A 19,425-nucleotide genomic window follows, 5' to 3' on the forward strand; every position below is an offset into this window, starting at 1 on the left:
GGATCACCCTGGGGTAGGCAGGGTGCCGAGCACGTGCCGGGCCTCTGACATCACGCGGGCGACGAGCTCCTCGCAGCTCGGGAGGTCCTCGATCACCCCCGCGACCTGGCCCGATGCCATGACGCCGAGGTCGGTGCGGCCCTCGACCATGGACGCCTTGAGGAGCATGGGGGTGTTCGCGGCGAGCAGGACCTGGCTCCACGACAGTTCCTTGCCGTGCTTCATCGCCAGTCCGTCGCGGACCATCTGCGGCCAGCTCAGGCCCGACAGCTTCCTGAACCCGGCGGCCCGCCGCACGGCCTGCACGAGCGCGCGCGTGCGCCCCGCCCGCTCCAGCGAGTCGACGAGATCCGTCCGCAGCATGCGGTGCGGCAGACCGTCCACGGCGGTCGTCACCGTGACGTCCTTGACCGTGGCCGCCAGATATCTCGCCTTCACCGCGTCCGGGACGGTCGAGTCGGAGGTGAGCAGGAAACGGGTGCCCATGGCGACGCCGGCCGCCCCGTACGCGAGGGCAGCGACCAGGCCGCGCCCGTCGTGGAACCCGCCCGCGCCGATCACGGGGATGTCCACGGCGTCCACGACCTGCGGCAGCAGCACCGTCGTCGCGACGTCCCCCGTGTGCCCGCCGCCCTCGCCGCCCTGCACGATGACGGCGTCCGCGCCCCACGCGGCGACCTTCTCCGCGTGCCGCCGGGCACCGATGGACGGGATGACGACGACGCCGGCGTCCTTCAGCTCGGCGATCAGGTCACGGGACGGCGCGAGCGCGAACGAGGCGACCCGCACCCCCTCGTCGATGATCACCCGCACCCGGTCCCGCGCGTCACCGGCGTCCGCGCGCAGATTGACCCCGAAGGGTTCGTCCGTACGGGACTTCACCTCGCGCACCGCCGACCTGAGCTGGTCGAGGGTCATGGTGGCGGAGGCGAGGATGCCGAGCGCCCCGGCGTTCGCCGACGCCGACACGAGGCGCGGGCCCGCGACCCAGCCCATGCCGGTCTGCACGAGCGGGTGGCGGACACCGACCAGCTTGGTGAACGCCGTCTCGACGGTCGCGTCGCTCATACGGGCCTGACCTCGCGGTCGCGCAGGCCCTTCGGGTCGATGACCTCGCGGATCAGCCGCAGCTCCTCGGGGGTGGGCTCGCGCGTCTGCGGCACCTCGCCCCCGTCCGGCAGGGCCAGGGGGAAGCCCGTCGCCGCGATCACCTCGTCGACGGTGACCCCGGGGTGCACGGACGCGAGCCGCATCGAGCGGTCCGGCGTCTCGAAGTCGAAGACGCCGAGGTTCGACACGACGCGCGGGATGCGGTGGTAGCGCGTCGCCGACGGTCCCGCCGCGGCGGCGCTGTCGTACCCGACCCCGCTGATCATGTCGACCTTCTCGACGAACACGCGCGCGGAGTGCTTCGGGACCCAGTAACTCACCGGATTGTTGAGGGTGTTCACGGGCGCCCCGCGTACGCCGAGGAGCTGGCGGTCGGGGCGGTCCCAGTCGCCGATGCATGAGATGTTCTGGTTGCCGTGCCGGTCGATCTGGCTCGCGCCCATCATCACGTGACGCCTGCCGCCGGTGACCATGGTGAGGTGCTGACGGTACGGAAGCCAGCCCTCCGGCTCCCCGCCGAGACCCACGGTCATCGCCTCGCCGTCGGTGAGGAGCAGATCGGGGGAGAACGTGCGCTTGGCGAGGCGGGCGCCGACGGACGGGATCAGCCCCATCGGACTGGCCAGGATCTCGCCGCTGTCGCGCCAGGCGTCGGCGCAGGCGATGACGCAGTATTCGGCGCGGGTGGGGGTGGTGGTCGTTCCCGGGGTGGTTGTCGTCGCCGGTGCCGGTGCGGCCGCGCTTGTGGCCGGCCCCGCGTGCTCCTCCTGCTCCGCGTGCCAGCTCCGTACGGCTTCCTGGTAGCTCTTCTCGTCGCCGCGCGCGGGCAGGAAGCGCTCGGCGAACTCGGGCCAGGGCGTGGTCGCGTACAGCTTCTGGAAGGGCTCGTCCCGGCCGTAGTCGGGGGCGCACGACGTGAAGTGCGCGCCGTTCGGTGTCTCGACCACGCCGGTGACCGCGTGCCGCTTGATGAGGAGGGTCTGCGGAACGGCGGCCCCGACGTCGCCGAATCCCTCCACCAGCTCCTCGCAGGACACGTACGCCGTGTCGGCCGCCTCGCAGAACAGGTCGTCGAAGTACGGGTCGGGGCCCAGGTACTGGCCGTTGCCGTGCCGGTCCGCGCGGTTCATGTGGACGAGCGCCGCGTCCATCCGCAGCGCCGGCATCGCGACCAGGGTCTCCCCGTCCTCGTACGGCGAACCGACCGTCTTGAGCCCGGGGTTGACGCGCATGACGTCCGAGCCGATGCCGGCCCGCACCGGGATGAAGGGGAGCCGGTTCGCCGCGGCGTGCAGGCCCCACATGAACATCGCCTCGTCGACCTCCGTCAGCTCGAACGCGCCGCGCTGGCGGGCCTCGCGGAAGTGCGGTTCGAGCGGGATCGAGTCGAGGGTCACGAAGGCGGTGACCAGCTTGCGGATCTTCCCGGCGGCGGCGAGCAGGCCGACGTCCGGGCCGCCGTACGCGATGACGGTCAGGTCCGTGACATCGCTGCGCAGCAGGGCCCGTACGAGCGCCATGGGCTTGCGGCGCGAGCCCCAGCCGCCGATGCCGATGGTCATGCCGCTGCGGAGGCGGGCGACGACGTCCTCGGGCGTCATGGTCTTGTCCGTCATGTGGCTTCCCCCTTGGTTGCCGTGTCCGTGCCTGCGGCAGTACTTGTGCCTGTGCCTGCGTCTGTGCCGAACGTGTCGCGGATGCGGTCCGCGACGCCGCTGAGGTTCGCCTCGAAGGTGAAGCCCTGCTCGAAGCGGTAGCTCCGGCGTACGTCGACGGGGTCGATGCCGTTGATCGCGGCCTTGGCGAGGCGGATGAGCGAGCCGTCCTTGCGGGCGATCTCGCGGGCCAGGTCCAGTGCGGCGGCCCGGAGTTCGGCGCGTGGCACGACCTTCCAGACGGAACCGTGCGCGTGCAGCTCCTGCGCCGTCGCCGTGCGCGAGGTGTAGTAGAGGGCGCGCATCAGGTGCTGCGGCACGAGTCTGGCGAGATGGGTCGCGGCGCCGAGCGCTCCGCGGTCGAGCTCGGGGAGGCCGAACGTGGCGTCGTCCGAGGCGACGATCGCGTCCGCGTTGCCCACGAGGCCGATGCCGCCGCCCAGGCAGAAGCCGTTGACCGCGGCGACGACCGGCACCTCGCACTCGTACACGGCCGCGAAGGCCTCGTAGCAGCCGCGGTTCGCGCCGACGAGGGCGCCGTGGCCGCCGGACGCCGTGTCGCGCTGCATCTCCTTGATGTCGACGCCCGCATTGAACCCCCGGCCCTCGGAGGCGAGGACGACGCAGCGCACGTCCGGGTCGCGGCCCGCCGCGCGCAGGGCGTCGGCCAGGTCATACCAGCCCCGCACCGGCAGCGCGTTGACCGGAGGGAAGTCCACCGTGACGACGGCGATCCCCTTTTCGGGTGAGGAGGTGGAGACACCCATGGCGTTCAGCTACCTTTCCACCTAACGTTTGTTTGGTAGGAAGGTAGCAGGCGATGGGGACGAGCGGAATGGACCTGGGGTGGATGGCATGGATCTGAGCTCAAGGCCCCTGAGGGGGAAGGTCGCGGTCGTCACCGGAGGCACCCGGGGCGTGGGGGCCGGGATCGCGGCGGCGTTCGTGCGGGCGGGTGCGGATGTGGTGGTGTGCGCGCGCAGACCACCCGAAGAGCCGTTGCCCGGCTGCGAGTTCATACCGGTCGACCTGCGGGACGGTCCGGCCGTACGGCGCTTCTTCGCGGGCCTCGACCGGGTGGACGTGCTGGTGAACAACGCGGGAGGTACGCCGTACCGGCTGCTCGGGGAGTCCGACGCGGAGCGGCACGCGCGCGTGGTCGAGCTCAATCTCACGGCGCCGATGACCGCGTCGCTGGCCGCGCGCGAGCAACTGCGGCGCACGCGCGGCTCCGTCGTGATGATCGGCAGCGTGAGCGGCGCGAGACCCTCGCCGGGGACGGCGGCGTACGGGGCGGCCAAGGCGGGTCTGGAGAACCTGGCGCGCTCGATGGCGGTGGAGTGGGCGCCCGAGATACGGGTGAACACGCTGGTCCTCGGGATGGTGCGCACCGAGCTGTCCCATCTGCACTACGGGGACGAGGAAGGCGTGGCGGCGGTGGGGCGCACGGTGCCGATCGGACGCCTCGCCGAGCCGTCGGAGATCGGGGACGCGGCGGTGTTCCTCGCCTCGGACGCCGCGTCGTACATCACGGGGGCGAGCCTCCTGGTGCACGGAGGCGGGGAGCGTCCGGCGTTCCTGGGCGCGGCAACTGTCAACAAGGAGGCGTGACATGGAGAAGGGCACGGGAGCGGATATGGGTGCGGGTGCTGGTTCGGGGCTGTGCGCGGGGCGCGTCGTCATCGTGACGGGGGCCGGGCGCGGACTGGGGCGCGCGCATGCGCTGGCGTTCGCCGCCGAGGGCGCGCGGGTCGTGGTCAACGACCTGGGGGTGGGCCTGGACGGGGCCCCGGCGCCGGACAGCCCGGCGGCCCAAGTGGTGGAGGAGATACGGGCCCTGGGCGGCGAGGCGGTCGCCCACGGCGGGGACATCGCGACCACGGACGGCGCCGCGTCCCTCGTCGCCACGGCCCTCGACACCTTCGGACGCCTGGACACGCTGGTCAACAACGCGGGCTTCCTGCGCGACCGGATGCTGGTCAACCTCGACGAGGACGACTGGGACGCGGTCATGCGGGTGCATCTCAAGGGCCACTTCCTGCCCTTGAAGCACGCGGCGGCGCACTGGCGCGCGGAGGCGAAAGCAGGCAGGACACCCTCGGCCCGGGTCGTGAACACGTCGTCGGGGGCGGGTCTGCTCGGCTCGGTGGGCCAGGGCAACTACAGCGCGGCGAAGGCCGGCATCGTGGGCCTGACCCTGGTCGCCGCGGCGGAGATGGGGCGGTACGGCGTGCAGGTGAACGCGGTCGCGCCGGCGGCCCGCACCCGCATGACGGAGCGCACGTTCGCCGACACCATGGCCGCCCCCGAGGACGGCTTCGACGCGATGGCCCCGGAGAACGTGTCGCCGGTGGTGGTGTGGCTCGGCTCCGCCGCGAGCGACGGCGTGACCGGCCGTGTCTTCGAGGCGGAGGCCGGTCGCATCACGGTCATGGAGGGCTGGCGCCCGGGCCCCACCGCCGACAAGGCGGCACGCTGGACGCCGGCCGAGGCGGGAGAGGCGGCGAGGGAACTCCTCGGCAGGGCGGAGGTGCCGGGGGCGGTGTACGGGAGCGGGTGACGCCCCTCGTAGGGGCGTGCCCCGGCTGCCCCTACGGGCCACACCCCGTCACCTTTCCCGCTCGGCCCCGTCGCCCCCGTCACCTTCCCGCTGAGCGGGAATCCGGCCTCCCGCCACGTCCCGGCTCCGACCTACCGTCTGGCCCACCGCGGTGCACCGCACCGCGGGTCAGACCGTCACCCCAAGGAGCCGAGATGCTTGACGTCCGGAGTCGGCAGGAGGCCGCCGCGCTGCTGCGTCGCGCCGAGCTCGGCCGCAGTCCCGTGGCGCCCCTGGCCGGCGCGTTCGAGGGCATCGGCACCGAGGACGCGTACGAGATCCAGCTGATCAACATCCGGCACAGGACCGCCCTGGGTGCCCAGGTCGCCGGGCACAAGGTGGGCCTCTCGTCGCCGGTGATGCAGCGCATGATGGGCGTCGACGAACCCGACTACGGTCATCTCCTCGACGACATGGAACTGCGCGAGGACCAGCCCGTGGACACCGTCCGCTACTGCGCGCCCCGCGTCGAGGTCGAGATCGGATTCGTACTCGGCGACGACCTGCCGGGCGAGGGCTGCACCCCGGCCGACGTCCTCGCCGCGACCGAACGCGTAGTGCCCGCACTGGAGTTGATCGACAGCCGGATCGCCGACTGGCGCATCACCATCGCCGACACGATCGCCGACAACGCCTCGTCCGCCGGATACGTCATCGGCGCGGGCCGCGACCCGCGCGACCTCGATCTGAAGGCCGTCGAGGCCCGGCTCACCTGCGACGGCGACGAGATCGCGCGGGGCCGCGGTGACGCCGTGCTCGGCGACCCCGCGGTCTCCGTCGCCTGGCTGGCCCGCACCGTCGCCCGCTTCGGCGTGCCCCTGCGCAAGGGGCATGTCATCCTGCCCGGCTCCTGCACCCGCGCCGTCGACGTCGAGGCGGGCCGCACCTACACCGCCGAGTTCACCGGACTCGGCGCCGTATCGCTCTCGTTCCGATGACCCCGACGGGTCCGCTGACTCTGCTGAGGTACACATGACTGCGAAAAAGATCACCGCCGCGATCGTCGGCTCCGGGAACATCGGCACCGACCTCCTCCACAAGCTCCACCGCTCCCCGTACATCGAGCCGCGCTGGATGATCGGCGTGGACCCCGACAGCGCGGGCCTCGCGCGGGCGCGGAAGCTGGGGGTCGAGGCGAGCCACGAGGGCGTCGAGCACCTGCTCGCCCAGGACGAGCTGCCCGACCTCGTCTTCGAGGCGACGAGCGCCTACGTCCACCGCGCCAACGCCCCGCGCTACGCCGAACTCGGCATCAGGGCCATCGACCTGACCCCGGCCGCCGTCGGCCCCGCCGTGGTCCCGCCCGCGAACCTCACCGCGCATCTCGACGCGCCCAACATCAACATGATCACCTGCGGCGGCCAGGCCACCATCCCCATGGTGTACGCCGTCTCCCGCGTGGTCCCCGTCGCGTACGCGGAGATCGTGGCGTCTGTCGCCTCGGTGTCCGCGGGGCCCGGTACCCGCGCGAACATCGACGAGTTCACCCGTACGACGTCCCGCGGCATCGAGGAGATCGGCGGGGCCGAGCGCGGCAAGGCGATCATCATCCTCAACCCCGCCGAGCCACCGGTCATCATGCGCGACACCGTCTTCTGCGCCATCCCCGAGGACGCCGACCGGGACGCGATCACCCTCTCCGTCAAGGAGATCGCCGAGAGCGTGGCGACGTACGTGCCGGGCTACCGGCTGCGCACGGAACCGCAGTTCGACGACCCGTCACCCATGAACGGCGGGATGGCGCGCGTCGCGGTCTTCCTGGAGGTGGAGGGCGCGGGCGACTTCCTGCCGCCGTACGCAGGAAACCTCGACATCATGACCGCCGCCGCCACGAAGGTCGGCGAGGAGCTCGCGAAGGGGATCCGCAAGTGAAGCCGTACTCCGAGACGCTCGACATCCGCGTCACCGACTCCTCGCTGCGCGACGGTTCGCACGCGAAGCGGCACCAGTTCACCGCCGACGACGTACGCGCGATCGTCGGCGCCCTCGACGGCGCGGGCGTCCCCGTCATCGAGGTCACGCACGGCGACGGACTCGGCGGCTCGTCCTTCAACTACGGGTTCTCGAAGACGCCCGAGCAGGAGCTCATCAAGGCCGCCGTCGACACGGCGCGGCAGGCGCGCATCGCGTTCCTGATGCTGCCCGGCCTCGGCGTGAAGGACGACATCAGGGCCGCGCACGCGAACGGCGCGAGCGTGTGCCGCATCGCGACGCACTGCACGGAGGCCGACATCTCCGTCCAGCACTTCGGCCTGGCACGGGAGATGGGCCTGGAGACCGTCGGATTCCTGATGATGGCGCACTCCACGACGCCGGAGCGGCTCGCCGCCCAGGCCAGGATCATGGCCGACGCCGGCTGCCAGTGCGTGTACGTCGTCGACTCGGCCGGCGCCCTGGTGATGGACGACGTCACCGACCGGGTGTCCGCGCTCGTCGCCGAGCTGGGCGACGACGCACAGGTCGGCTTCCACGGCCACGAGAACCTCGGCCTGGGCGTCGGCAATTCCGTGGCCGCCGTGCGCGCCGGAGCGCTGCAGATCGACGGTTCGACGCGGCGGCTCGGCGCGGGCGCGGGCAACACGCCCGTCGAGGCGTTCGCCGCCGTCTGCCACAAGATGGGCCTCCGCACCGGCATCGACGTACTGAAGATCATCGACGCGGCCGAGGACGTCGTGCGGCCCGTCATGGACGACGAGTGCCTGCTCGACCGGATGTCCCTCCTGATGGGGCACGCCGGCGTCTACTCCAGCTTCCTCAAGCACGCCTACCGGCAGGCGGAGCGCTACGGCGTCTCCGGTGCCGAGATCCTGCTGCGCGCCGGGGAACGCCGCCTCGTCGGCGGCCAGGAGGACCAGCTCATCGACATCGCCGTCGAACTCGCGGCACGCGACTGAAGGGCAGGACACGCGACATGACCGCACAGCAGCACGAGGCCCGCGTCACCGAGGAGCACGAGGCCCGCGTCATCGAGGCCGCCGCGCCGCCGGCCCGCTACGCCCGCGGCTGGCACTGCCTGGGCCTGGCCACTGCCTTCCGCGACGGCGGCCCGCACGAGGTCGAGGCGTTCGGCACGAAGCTCGTCGTCTTCCGCGGGGAGGACGGCGACCGCCTGCACGTCCTCAACGCGTACTGCCCCCACATGGGCGGCAATCTCGCCCACGGCACCGTCAAGGGCGACGCCGTCGCCTGCCCGTTCCACGACTGGCGCTGGGCGGGCGACGGGCGCTGCGCCGGCATCCCGTACGCGCGCCGCGTCCCGCCGCGCGCAAGGACCCGCGCCTGGACCACCCTCGAACGCAACGGGCAGCTCTACGTGTGGCACGACCCCGAGGGCAATGAGCCCCCGCCCGGCGTCACCATCCCGGAGATCGAGGGCTTCGGCAGCCCCGAGTGGTCCGACTGGTCCTGGAGCGCGCTGCGCGTCGAGAACTCCAACTGCCGCGAGATCGTGGACAACGTCGTCGACATGGCGCACTTCTTCTACGTCCACTACGCGTTCCCGAACTACTTCAAGAACATCTTCGACGGCCATGTCGCCACCCAGTACATGGAGTCCACGCCGCGCGGCGACGTCGAGCTCGGCACGCTGTCCACCGGCGGCGGCCTGCGCTCCGACGCCTCGTACTTCGGCCCCTCGTACATGATCGACAAGCTGTGGAGCGATGTCGGGGGCGGTGTCGAGATGGAGTCCGTCCTCATCAACTGCCATTACCCGATCGATGAGAACAGCTTCATGCTCATGTACGGCGCCATCGTCAGGAAGCTGCCCGGCATGAGTGACGAGCAGGCCGCCGACGCCGCCCGGCTCACCTCCGAGGGCCTCGCGGTCGGCTTCGAGCAGGACGTCGAGATCTGGCGGAACAAGACCCGCATCGACAACCCGCTCCTCACCGAGGAGGACGGCCCGGTCTACCAACTGCGCCGCTGGTACGAGCAGTTCTACGTGGATGCCGGCGACGTCAAGGACGAGATGGTGCGGCGCTTCGAGTTCGAGATCGACACCGAGCGCGCGACCGCGGCCTGGCGCGCGGAGGTCGAGGAGAACCTCGCCCGGCGGGAGGCCGACTGATGCGGCCCGTGCAGTGCGGTGTCTGCGGAAACCAGGTCCTGTGCGAGAAGTTCAGCGCCGCCCACACGCAGATCCAGTGGACCGAGGAGTCGGCGGCGGTCTGCCCGATCATCGCGGAGCGCGTCGCGGCCGGCGAACTGAGCGCGCGGGTACGGGGCTGCGCGCCGCTGCGGGCGAGCATCGACGTGGCGGTCGCGAGCGGGCTCCTGGAGGTCGCGGATGCCTAGCGTGAGGGTCCGGGTCACCGAGGTGATACGGGAGACGGCCGACGCGGTCTCCCTCGTCCTGGACGCGCAACTCCCGTACAAGCCCGGCCAGTTCATGACCGTACGGCTACCCGGTGGCGGGGCCCGCTGCTACTCGCTGGCCAGCTCCCCGCACACCGGCGAGCCCATGAAGGTCACCGTGAAGAGAGTCGCCGGGGGAGTCGGGTCGGGCTGGATCTGCGAACGCGTCGCGCCCGGCGACGAGCTGGAGGTCCTGCCGCCCGCGGGGACGTTCACGCCGCCCGGCCTCGACGAGGACGTGCTGCTCGTGGCGGGCGGCAGCGGCATCACACCCGTCGTCTCCATCGCCAAGTCGGCCCTCGCCGCGGGCCGCGGCCGGGTCGCCCTCCTGTACGCGAACCGCGACGAGGAGTCGGTCATCTTCCGCGAGGAACTCCGGCTCCTGGGAGTCGAGTTCGCGGGCCGGCTTACCGTCGTGCACTGGCTGGAAACCCTCCAGGGCCTGCCCACGGCCGCCGCCCTGCGCGCACCCCTCGCCCCGTACGCGGGCCGCGACGCCTATCTGTGCGGGCCCGCGCCCCTGATGGACGCGGCCGAGCAGGCGCTACGGGCGGTGGGCGGACGTTCCGTGCGCAGGGAGCGGTACTTCTCGCTCGGCGACGACGTGTTCGCCGAGCGAGAGGGCCGGGCCGAGCAGCAGGTCGGGGCCGAGCCGGCCGCCGACGACCACCGGGTCCACGTAGAACTCGACGGCGAGGAGCGGGAAGTGGCGTGGCCCGCCGGGACACCGCTGCTCGACGCCCTGCTCGCCGCCGGCGTCGACGCCCCCTTCTCGTGCCGGGAGGGCGCGTGCAGCGCCTGCTGCTGCCGGGTCACCAAGGGGGAGGTCACGATGGCGCGCAACGAGATCCTCGACCAGCGGGACCTCGACGAGGGATACGTCCTCGCGTGCCAGGCGCTGCCGGTGTCGGACGCGGTGGGGGTCACGTACTCCTGAGGCGCGCGGGCCGGGTCTGCCCCTGAGGCACCCGGCCTGTGCGCGTGAGGCGGGCCGGGTGCCTCAGGGGCAGGTCCGCCCGCTACATCCACTCACTCGTCCGCAGCCACCCCATCATGTTGTCCATCGCCTGTTCGGAGACGCCCGGCGCGCAGCTCGGGGGCGGCGCCGAGCGGGTCGCGCGACCGGGCCCGTACAGGTCGCGCCAGACCGTGCGGGCGCAGGCGAGCACGGCGGGCGCGAGGCGTTCCAGGTCGCGCTGGGCCGTCAGCCCTTTGCCGGACAGGGAGATCGCGGCGACGGCCCGGCCCGCGCCGCGCAGCGGGGCCGCGACACAGACGACATCGCGGTGGCTCTCCTCGTGGTCGAAGGCGACACCCCGGTCGCGGGCCGCGGCGAGCGCGGAGCGCAGCGCGGTCGGATGCGTGAGGGTGCGCGGCGTGCGGGGGCGCAGCCCGTGCGCGAGGACGCCCTCGACCGTGGCCGGATCGCTGAACGCGAGGACCGCCTTGCCGGCGGCCGTGCAGTACGCGGGCATGCGGCCGCCGACGCGCGAGGGCACCGACGTGTCGTGCAGGCCGCCGATCCGTTCCAGGCAGACCACTTCGGCGCCGTCGAGCACGTACAGGTGCACCAGGTGCCCGGTCGACTCGTGCAGCGCGTGCAGCCGGGGGAGCGCCGTCCGGCGCAGCCGGTTGTGGTGGGCGGCGAGCGCGCCCAGCTCGAGCATCCCCATACCCATCCGGTAGTCCCGGCCCTCCCGGTCGAGCCAGCCGAGCCGTACCAGCTGGTCGAGGATGCGGTGGGCGGAGGACCGGGGGATCCCGGAGCGCCGGATCACCTCGGTGAGGGAGAGACGCGGCTGTGCGCCGTCGAAGGCGCCGAGCACCTTCGCGGCCTTCTCCAGGAGCGAGGGCGCGGCGCCCCCGACGGTCCCGGTCTGCTCGGGCATGGCTGAACCCCCAGGACAACAGGGCGCATCCGCGACATTGCGGGCGCGTTGACGACCTCGCGCCGACCTTGCCATGCGCCCTCGGCCCAGGGGAAGAGCCGGGAGCTATGTATTTCGGTTCGGCATACCTTTCGCCGTCACGCCGTCACGCCGTCACGCCGCCCGCTTCGGCACGCCTGTAGTCGTCACGCCGCCCGCTGCCGCACGCCCGTCGTCGTCACGCCGCCCGCTGCCGCACGCCCGTCGTCGTCACACCGCCCCCGACACGAGGGACCGCAGCAGCCCCACATCCGCCCCCGTGAGATCGGCGACGACCGTGCGGCCCGGGGCCGGAGCGATCGGCCGCACCGACGGGACCACGAGGACCGCGCACCCCGCCGCCTCCGCCGACGCCACTCCCGTCGGGGTGTCCTCCACCGCGACGCACCGCGCGGGCTCCACACCGAGCGCCGCGGCCGCCGCGAGATACGGGTCCGGCGCCGGCTTGGTGCGCGGCGTGTCCTCGGCCCCGTACACCGCGTCGAAGACGTGCCCGTCGAGGGACCCGGCGATCCGGCGCACCACCGCGCGCGGCGACGCCGACACCAGGGCTGTCGGGACCCCGGCCGCGCGCAGTGCGGCCAGCAGCCCGAGGGCGCCCGGCCGCGGCGGCGCGCCCTCGGCGATCCGGGCGGTGAAGCCCCGGCCCAGTTCGTCCGCGAGGTCCTCGCGGGGCGCGCCCAGGGACTCGTACAGGAGGTTCGCCGTGTCCTCGACCGAGCGTCCGAGCGCCGCGGCGCGGCCCTCCTCGTCCAGGGGGTGGCCGTGCCGGTCGGACACGGCCTCGACGACCTCGAGCCACATGTCCTCGGTGTCGACGAGCGTGCCGTCCATGTCGAAGAGCACCGCCTGGAGGGCGGAGGGTTCGACGGGCAGCGCGCGGGTGGGCGCGCCGGCGTGGGCGCGAGGGGTGTTCACAGTGCTCCAGAAGCCGAAGGGACAGGCCGACCCTCTCATTACGGTCGCCCCGCATGACAGACCGGTGAACGCAGCGCACCATCCACGCAGCCCACGGTCGACAGCCCGGGAACCCGCCGAGGTTCCCGCTCAGCGGGAACCACCCGTTCTCGGCCCGCAGGAGGCAGGCGTACGGTCCAGCCACTCGAACCCGCACCCAGGAGAGGGCCCCCGCATGAGCGAATCCCCGGCCACCGCAGCCGCCGTACTCGAAGCGGTCCGCGCCCTCGCGCCGGCGCTGCGCGAACGCGCCGCCGAGGCGGAGGCGCTGCGCAAGGTGCCCGACACGTCGATCAAGGACCTGGAGCAGACCGGCTTCTTCCGGCTCCTCCAGCCCCGGGCCTACGGCGGATTCGCCGCCGACCCGGCCGTCTTCTACGCCGCCGTCCGCGAGATCGCCCGAGCCTGCGGCTCCACCGGCTGGGTCGCGTCCGTCGTCGGAGTCCACCCCTGGCACGTCGCGCTCTACGACCCGCGCGCCCAGGAAGAGGTGTGGGGCACCGACCCGTCGACCCGGATCAGCTCCTCGTACGCCCCGACGGGCAAGGTCACGCCCGTCGACGGCGGCTTCCGCATCAGCGGCTCCTGGAGCTTCTCCTCCGGCTGCGACCACGCGGACTGGGCGCTGCTCGGCGGCCTCGTCATGGACGCGGACGGCCGGCCCGTCGACATGCGGACGTTCCTCGTGCCGCGCGCCGAGTACCGCATCGACGACGTGTGGGACACCGTCGGCCTGCGCGGCACCGGCTCCAACAACGTCGTGTGCGACGACGTGTTCGTGCCGGAGCACCGCGCCCTCAGCTTCGGCCCCGTCACGGCCCTGAACGTGCCGGGCCACGCGGTCAATCCGGAGCCGCTCTACCGCCTCCCGTACGCGGCCGTCTTCACCACCACCATCTCCACCCCCATCGTCGGCATCGCCGAGGGCGCCCTCGACGCGTACGTCGAAGCCACCCGCAAGCGCTTCCGTGTCTCCTACGGCCAGCAGGTCGCCGAGGACCCGTTCGCGCAGGTCCGCATCGCCCGGGCCGCCTCCGGCATCGACGCCGCGGGCCTGCAACTCCAGCGCAACATCAACGAGTTGTACGCGTATGCCGAACGCGGCGAAGAACTCCCGATGCCACTGCGCGCCCGCGCCCGCCGCGACCAGGTCCTCGCCACCGAACGCGCCGTCGCCGCCGTGGACCTCCTCATGGAGAACGCGGGCGGCGGCGCCCTGCGCACCGGCCCCAACCCGGTGCAGCGCGCCTGGCGCGACGTCCACACCGGCCGCGGCCACGCCGCCAACGACCCCGAGCGCGCCCTCGTCCTCTCCGGCCAGAGCGCCCTCGGCCTCGACATCCAGGACACGATGCTGTGAGCACCTCTACCGATACGGTGAACTCCCTTACCTGCGAGGGGACTTCGCGGACAGGCAAAGCTGCGGGTCTCACCCTCCACTATCACGAGGCGGGCCCCGGCGCCCCGGACGCCCCCGTCGTGATCATGCTGCACGGCGGTGGCCCCGGCGCCTCCGGCTGGTCCAACTTCGGCCGCAACCTGCCCGTGTTCGCAGGGCACTTCCGTACCCTCCTGATCGACCAGCCCTGCTACGGCGCCTCCGACAAGCCCGAGCTCACCAAGGACTTCTTCTCCTACGCCGCCGACGCCGTCGCCGCCCTCATGGATGAACTGGACATTTCTCAGGCGCACTTCGTCGGCAACTCCCTCGGTGGCGGTACCGCGACCCGGATGGCCCTCGACCACCCGGACAAGGTCGGCAAGCTCCTCCTGATGGGTCCGGGCGGCATCTCCGTCAACCTGTTCGCGCCCGACCCGACCGAAGGCATCAAGAAGCTCTTCGCGTTCAACGGCTCGGGCGAGCCGACCCGCGCCATGATGCGGGACTTCCTGACCACCCTCGCGTACGACGCCTCGATCGTCACCGACGCGTTCGTCGAGGACCGCTACGCGCAGGCCGTCGACCCCGAGGCCAAGCTCGGCAACGACCGCATGGCCGCGTCCTTCGCCAAGTGGCCCGCCGACACGATGCTGTGGCGCGAGGCCCACCGCATCACCGCCCCCACCCTCCTCACCTGGGGCCGCGAGGACCGCGTCAACCCGCTCGACGGCGCTCTGGTCGCCCTCAAGGCCATCCCGGACGCGCGCCTGCACGTCTTCCCGCACTGCGGCCACTGGGCGCAGACCGAGCGGTTCGACGAGTTCAACCGCCTCGCCATCGACTTCTTCCGTCACTAGTCACGCCGCCAGTCACCAGTCACCAGTCACCGGTCACTAGTTACCCGCCACTGGTCACCAGCCACCGAAAGGCCCGCAGCCATGGACATCCGCTCTCTGGGCTTCCTCCGTATCGAGACCGCGAAGCTCGCCGAGTGGCGCACCTACGTCATCGACATCCTCGGGATGACCGAAGGCGCCGACTCGACGGACACCGTCCTGCACGCCCGGATCGACGACCGGATCCGCCGCCTGTCCTTCGTGGCGGGCGAACATGACCGGCTCCTGTCCGCCGGCTTCGAGGTCGCGAACGCGCGCGCGCTCGCCGAGGCCGCCGTCGAACTCGAAGCGGCCGGAGTCGCCGTCAAGCACGCCGACGACGCCACCCTCGCCGACCGCCGCGTACAGGGCCTCATCCACTGCGAGGACCCGGCCGGCAACCCCCTGGAGATCTACTGGGGCCAGGCCCAGGACCACACGCCGCTCGCCGCGCCCTTCGGCAACCGCTTCGTCACCGGCGACCACCTCGGTCTCGGCCACGTCGTCATGCCGGCCCCCGACATGGAAGCCACCCTCGACTTCTACGAGAACCTCCTCGGCTTCCAGCTCCGCGACCGCATGAAGCTGCCGCCCGCCGCCGTGCCCACGGGGAAGCCGGGCCAGGACTTCTACTGGATGAACTTCCTCAGCCCCAATGCCCGCCATCACAGCCTCGGCCTGTACCCGGGTGAACTCCCGCCCGGCATCGTGCACTTCATGGTCGAGCTGGAGCGCCTCGACGACGTCGGCTTCTGCCTGGACCGCATGAACGCGGCGGGCATCCCGATCGCCTCCACCCTCGGCCGGCACTCCAACGACCACATGGTGTCGTTCTACGCGCAGGCCCCCGGCGGCTTCCAGGTCGAGTACGGCTGGGACGGTCTCATCGTCGACAAAGCGACCTGGGTGGCGAAGGAGATCACCTCCGACAGCTTCTGGGGACACCGGTGGAACGGCTGACCCCGGACGCGTTCCGCGACGTCCTGGGCCACTTCGCGTCCGGCGTCACGGTCGTCGCCGCCCTCGACGAGGACACGGGCGAACCGGTGGGCCTCGCCTGCCAGTCCTTCGCCTCGCTCTCCCTCGAGCCGCCGCTCGTGCTGCTGTGCGTCGCCAAGTCGTCGACGAGCTGGCCCAAGGTGCGGCGCGCGGGCCGGTTCGGCGTCTCGATCCTCGCCGACGACCAGCGCGCCGTGTGCGCCGCCGTCGGCCGCAGCGGGCCCGACAAGTTCCGCGACGTGCAGTGGGAGCCGGCCACAGGCGGCGCGGTCCGCGTGGCCGGCGCCCTCGCCACCGTCGACTGCGAGCTCTACGCCGAGCGCGAGGCCGGTGACCACTGGATCGTCACCGCCCACGTCCTCGGCCTGACCGCACGCGACGGCGGCAAACCCCTCCTCTACTTCCGCAGCGCCTACGCCACCGGGGAGTTCGCATGAGTGACGCCGAGATCGGTTACGACGTGGTGGTCGTCGGGTCCGGCGCCGCCGGGTTCGCCGCCGCGATCACCGCCCGCCTGCGCGGCCTGACAGCCCTGATCGTCGAGAAGACCGACCACTACGGCGGCTCCACCGCCCTGTCCGGCGGCGCGATCTGGGTACCGGGCAACTTCCACCTCGACGCGGCCGGCCTCGGCGACACGTACGAGAAGGCCCGCGCCTACCTCGACGCGACCGTCGGCGACCGCGTGCCGGGCGACCGCAAGGACGCCTATCTGCGGCACGGGCCGCGCATGGTGCGCGAGTTCCACGACCGCACCGCCGTCCGCTTCATGTACACACCCGGCTACTCCGACTACTTCCCGGAGGCGCTCGGCGGCATGGCGCAGGGCCGCTCGGCCGAGCCGTGCGTCGTCGACCTCAGGGAACTCGGCCCGCTCGCCCGGGACCTGCGCCGGGCGGGGCTGCCCACGTACGGGCTGACCATGACGTCGTACGACTTCCGCTTCCTCAACATGGTCGCCCGCACCTGGGCCGGCAAGCGCAGGTCGCTGCGGGTGGGGGCGCGGGCCGTGGGCGCGGCGCTGCGCGGGCGCAAGCTGCTCTCGCTCGGCGAGGCGCTCATCGCCAGGATGCGGCTCTCCCTGGAGCGGCTCGGCGGCGACCTGTGGCTGTCCACGCCGTTGACCGGCCTCGTCGTGGAGGGCGACCGCGTCACCGGCGTCCGTGTCCTGCGCGACGGGACGGAACACGTCGTACGGGCCCGCGGTGGCGTCGTCCTCGCCTCCGGCGGTTTCTCCCACGACCAGGCCCTGCGCGACAAGTACCTGCCGCAGCCCACGTCCACCGCCTGGACCCACGCCTCCGAGGGCCAGGTCGGCGACGCCCTGCGCCTGGGCGAGGAACTCGGCGCCGCCACCGACCTCCTCGACAAGGTGTGGGGCGCCCCCTCCCTGTGCCCGCCGGGCGAGAAGCCGTTCTTCCTCGTCGCCGACCGGGGCATCCCCGGCATGGTGATCGTGAACGCGGCGGGGGAGCGGTACGCCAACGAGGCGGCGCCGTACCACGAGTTCATGGACCGCATGTACGCCGCCGACCGCCCCGACGCGACGACCGTCCCGTCCTGGCTGATCCTCGACGCCCGCTCCAAGGCCCGCTACATCTTCGCGGGCCTCTTCCCCGGCCAGGCCTTCCCGAAGCGGTGGCGCGAGAGCGGCTTCCTGAAGGAGGCCGGCACCGTGGAGGAGCTGGCCCAAATCATCGAGGCGCCCCAACTCCCCTCCGCGATAAGGAGGTTCAACCGCTTCGCCGCCACCGGAAAGGACGAGGACTTCGCACGCGGCGACAGCGTCTACGACCGCTACTACGGCGACCCGACCCTCCAGAACCCCAACCTCGCCCCCCTCGACAAGGGCCCCTTCTACGCCGTCCCCGTCCACCCCGGCGACATCGGCACCAAGGGCGGCCTCGTCACGGACGGCGACGCCCGCGTCCTGCGCGAGGACGGCACACCCGTCGGCGGGCTCTACGCCTCCGGGAACTGCTCGGCCGCCGTCATGGGGGAGACATACCCGGGGCCCGGCGCCACGATCGGGCCCGCCATGGCGTTCAGCTGGGCCGCCGTCAACGACATCGCGGGACCGTCCACTCCAGACGGGCCCTGACCCGCGCGTCGGGGACCTGGCGGATCGCGTCCCGCGCCGTGTCGTGCGCGTACCCGCCGGGTGCCTGGCAGGCGAGGATCCGCGCGAGCGCCTCGACGGCCCGCGGATCCTGGCGCAGCGCCAGACCGCGGGCCGCCTCCGCCGCGGCGTCCGGGACCGGGTCTTCGAGGAGCGCGGCCAGCGCGTCGCGCACCTCCGCCGTGTCCGCAGGGGCCGCGGCGAGCGCCGCCGCGGCCCAGTTGCGCACATCGCCGTCCGCGTCGCGGGTCAGCGCGACCAGCGCCGCGACGCCCTCGCCGTGACCGGCCGGCACCAGACCCGTCAGGGCGAGCGCCACCGCGCGGCGCACCCGCGGCTCCGGATGCCGCGCGTGCAGCAGGATCTCCGGCAGCGCCGCCGGATCCCCGAGATGGCCGAGCGCGACGACGGCCGAGCGCAGACCGGCGGTGTCGCGGGCCGTGCGGGCCAGGGCGCGCAGCACCGGGAGCGACCTGGCCGTGTACCGGCCCCGCGGCCCCAACTGGCCGAGCACATCCGCCCCGAAGGCCCGCCGCAGCGCCTCACCGCTCGCACGCCACGCGGCCGCCGCGAGGAACGTCTCCTCGTCGCCACGCGCTCGGAGCACGGCCACCGTCTCGGTCCAGTTGTCGTCGTCCGGGTCACCGCGGCGCAGCGCACGCTCCGCCAGCTCGGCGGCCGGTGTCATGACACCCAGGTCCGCCTCCAGGAGCGTGGCGATCGCCGCGTGCCCCGTCTGCATGTCGTTGCCCGACCGCGGCCGCCCCTCCTCGTCGAGCAGCTCCACGACCACGGTCACCCCGCCGTCCTCCACGAACCGCTGCGTCACCGCCTCGCTCCCGGGCTGCTCAAGTCCCGTACGCAGCACCGCCGCCACATCCGCACCGCACCAGGCCAGCGCCTCCGCAAGCGCCTCGGTCCGCCCCTGCGCGCCGTGTTCGAGCAGCGCACGCACACACCCCGTGGACCCGCGCCGGGCCGCCGCGACCAGCGGAAGACCGCCGCCGGGCCCCGGCAGCTGCGGATCCGCGCCGCCGTCGAGCAGCGCCCGCACCACCCGCTCGTGCCCCCGCTGCAGCGCCCACGCCATCGCCGTGAACCCGAACTCCTCGCGCAGATCGACCCGCGCGCCCGCCGCGAGCAGCGCCCGCACGACGTCCGTGTGCCCGCCGCATGCCGCCCCGCACAACGGCAGATCCGTGCCACTGCTCAGCCGGTCCGGGTCCGCCCCGGCCGACAACAGCAGCCGTACGATGCCCGGCTCGTCGCTCACCGACGCCAGATAGAGCGCCGTACGGCCCTCGTCGTCCGGCTCGTCCGCCGCGGCGCCCGCGCGCAGGGCCCGCACCACCGCGTCCTCGTCACCGCCGTACACCGCGTCGAACAGGCCACTCGCGCCTGCCTTCTGCTCTTCGTCCATAGGCCGACCATCGCCCCTCACCCGGG

19 protein-coding genes and 1 pseudogene are annotated in these 19,425 nt (G+C 72.6%); 13 read left to right on the top strand and 7 right to left on the bottom strand.

The features are described 5' to 3' along the window. Positions 1 to 3: 3 nt before the first annotated feature. The 4 genes and pseudogenes from OHA58_RS27150 to OHA58_RS27165 form a co-directional block, all read right to left on the bottom strand. The gene (locus OHA58_RS27150; RefSeq protein WP_405481991.1) at positions 4 to 1,068 is read right to left on the bottom strand and encodes an NAD(P)H-dependent flavin oxidoreductase; all 1,065 of its coding nucleotides are present in this window, start codon (positions 1,066 to 1,068) and stop codon (positions 4 to 6) included. After that, complete coding sequence (locus OHA58_RS27155; protein WP_389529055.1) at positions 1,065 to 1,775, bottom strand: CoA-transferase subunit beta; 711 nt, start codon at positions 1,773 to 1,775, stop codon at positions 1,065 to 1,067. The genes OHA58_RS27150 and OHA58_RS27155 overlap by 4 nt, the downstream gene beginning before the upstream one ends. 99 nt (positions 1,776 to 1,874) lie before the next feature. Further along, positions 1,875 to 2,726 (bottom strand): annotated as a pseudogene (locus tag OHA58_RS27160) (CoA transferase subunit A); the annotation flags it as partial. Then, positions 2,723 to 3,532, bottom strand: a complete 810-nt coding sequence (locus OHA58_RS27165) for an enoyl-CoA hydratase family protein (RefSeq protein WP_405481993.1) — start codon at positions 3,530 to 3,532, stop codon at positions 2,723 to 2,725. The pseudogene OHA58_RS27160 and the gene OHA58_RS27165, both read right to left, overlap by 4 nt. Before the next feature lie 88 nt (positions 3,533 to 3,620). Between OHA58_RS27165 and OHA58_RS27170 the strand changes: the two genes are divergently transcribed. The 8 genes from OHA58_RS27170 to OHA58_RS27205 all read left to right on the top strand — a co-directional run bounded on the left by OHA58_RS27170 (position 3,621) and on the right by OHA58_RS27205 (position 10,657). Beyond that, the gene (locus OHA58_RS27170) at positions 3,621 to 4,376 is read left to right on the top strand and encodes an SDR family oxidoreductase (RefSeq protein ID WP_405481994.1); all 756 of its coding nucleotides are present in this window, start codon (positions 3,621 to 3,623) and stop codon (positions 4,374 to 4,376) included. A gap of 1 nt (position 4,377) precedes the next feature. Next, complete coding sequence (locus OHA58_RS27175; protein ID WP_405481996.1) at positions 4,378 to 5,325, top strand: SDR family oxidoreductase; 948 nt, start codon at positions 4,378 to 4,380, stop codon at positions 5,323 to 5,325. Positions 5,326 to 5,519: 194 nt separating this feature from the next. Continuing rightward, on the top strand, positions 5,520 to 6,302 hold the full coding sequence (locus tag OHA58_RS27180) for a 2-keto-4-pentenoate hydratase (RefSeq protein ID WP_405481997.1): 783 nt from the start codon (positions 5,520 to 5,522) through the stop codon (positions 6,300 to 6,302). Positions 6,303 to 6,336: 34 nt separating this feature from the next. Continuing rightward, positions 6,337 to 7,236, top strand: coding sequence for an acetaldehyde dehydrogenase (acetylating) (locus OHA58_RS27185; RefSeq protein WP_405481998.1), 900 nt, complete (start codon positions 6,337 to 6,339; stop codon positions 7,234 to 7,236). Continuing rightward, complete coding sequence (gene dmpG, locus OHA58_RS27190; protein ID WP_405481999.1) at positions 7,233 to 8,258, top strand: 4-hydroxy-2-oxovalerate aldolase; 1,026 nt, start codon at positions 7,233 to 7,235, stop codon at positions 8,256 to 8,258. Before OHA58_RS27185 ends, dmpG begins: the two co-directional genes overlap by 4 nt. A gap of 17 nt (positions 8,259 to 8,275) precedes the next feature. Continuing rightward, the gene (locus tag OHA58_RS27195; RefSeq protein WP_405482000.1) at positions 8,276 to 9,433 is read left to right on the top strand and encodes a Rieske 2Fe-2S domain-containing protein; all 1,158 of its coding nucleotides are present in this window, start codon (positions 8,276 to 8,278) and stop codon (positions 9,431 to 9,433) included. Then, the gene (locus OHA58_RS27200) at positions 9,433 to 9,660 is read left to right on the top strand and encodes a hypothetical protein (protein ID WP_405482001.1); all 228 of its coding nucleotides are present in this window, start codon (positions 9,433 to 9,435) and stop codon (positions 9,658 to 9,660) included. Before OHA58_RS27195 ends, OHA58_RS27200 begins: the two co-directional genes overlap by 1 nt. Further along, entirely contained in the window at positions 9,653 to 10,657 is a 1,005-nt protein-coding gene (locus tag OHA58_RS27205) for a 2Fe-2S iron-sulfur cluster-binding protein (protein WP_405482002.1), read from the top strand. The genes OHA58_RS27200 and OHA58_RS27205 overlap by 8 nt, the downstream gene beginning before the upstream one ends. Before the next feature lie 82 nt (positions 10,658 to 10,739). On the opposite strand, the gene OHA58_RS27210 is transcribed toward OHA58_RS27205, so the two are convergent. Next, complete coding sequence (locus tag OHA58_RS27210; RefSeq protein WP_405482003.1) at positions 10,740 to 11,609, bottom strand: IclR family transcriptional regulator; 870 nt, start codon at positions 11,607 to 11,609, stop codon at positions 10,740 to 10,742. A gap of 249 nt (positions 11,610 to 11,858) precedes the next feature. Continuing rightward, a complete protein-coding gene (locus tag OHA58_RS27215) occupies positions 11,859 to 12,566 on the bottom strand; it encodes an HAD family hydrolase (protein WP_405482004.1) in 708 nt (235 codons plus the stop codon). Positions 12,567 to 12,780: 214 nt separating this feature from the next. On the opposite strand from OHA58_RS27215, the gene hsaA reads away from it, so the two are divergent. From hsaA to OHA58_RS27240, 5 genes are all read left to right on the top strand, one after another. Further along, complete coding sequence (gene hsaA / locus OHA58_RS27220; RefSeq protein WP_405482005.1) at positions 12,781 to 13,965, top strand: 3-hydroxy-9,10-secoandrosta-1,3,5(10)-triene-9,17-dione monooxygenase oxygenase subunit; 1,185 nt, start codon at positions 12,781 to 12,783, stop codon at positions 13,963 to 13,965. Further along, positions 13,962 to 14,843, top strand: coding sequence for a 4,5:9,10-diseco-3-hydroxy-5,9,17-trioxoandrosta-1(10),2-diene-4-oate hydrolase (gene hsaD / locus OHA58_RS27225; RefSeq protein ID WP_405482006.1), 882 nt, complete (start codon positions 13,962 to 13,964; stop codon positions 14,841 to 14,843). The genes hsaA and hsaD overlap by 4 nt, the downstream gene beginning before the upstream one ends. 81 nt (positions 14,844 to 14,924) lie before the next feature. After that, positions 14,925 to 15,821, top strand: coding sequence for a VOC family protein (locus tag OHA58_RS27230; RefSeq protein ID WP_405482008.1), 897 nt, complete (start codon positions 14,925 to 14,927; stop codon positions 15,819 to 15,821). Further along, entirely contained in the window at positions 15,809 to 16,297 is a 489-nt protein-coding gene (locus OHA58_RS27235) for a flavin reductase family protein (RefSeq protein ID WP_405482009.1), read from the top strand. The genes OHA58_RS27230 and OHA58_RS27235 overlap by 13 nt, the downstream gene beginning before the upstream one ends. Beyond that, positions 16,294 to 17,961: an FAD-dependent oxidoreductase gene (locus tag OHA58_RS27240; RefSeq protein ID WP_405482011.1), complete on the top strand. Its 1,668-nt coding sequence runs from the start codon at positions 16,294 to 16,296 to the stop codon at positions 17,959 to 17,961. The genes OHA58_RS27235 and OHA58_RS27240 overlap by 4 nt, the downstream gene beginning before the upstream one ends. Here OHA58_RS27240 and OHA58_RS27245 read toward each other — a convergent pair. Beyond that, positions 17,921 to 19,399, bottom strand: a complete 1,479-nt coding sequence (locus OHA58_RS27245) for an ankyrin repeat domain-containing protein (protein ID WP_405482012.1) — start codon at positions 19,397 to 19,399, stop codon at positions 17,921 to 17,923. The genes OHA58_RS27240 and OHA58_RS27245 overlap by 41 nt on opposite strands. Between the last annotated feature and the right edge of the window lie 26 nt (positions 19,400 to 19,425).

This window comes from Streptomyces sp. NBC_00009 (assembly GCF_045040855.1).
GTDB lineage: Bacteria > Actinomycetota > Actinomycetes > Streptomycetales > Streptomycetaceae > Streptomyces > Streptomyces aureus.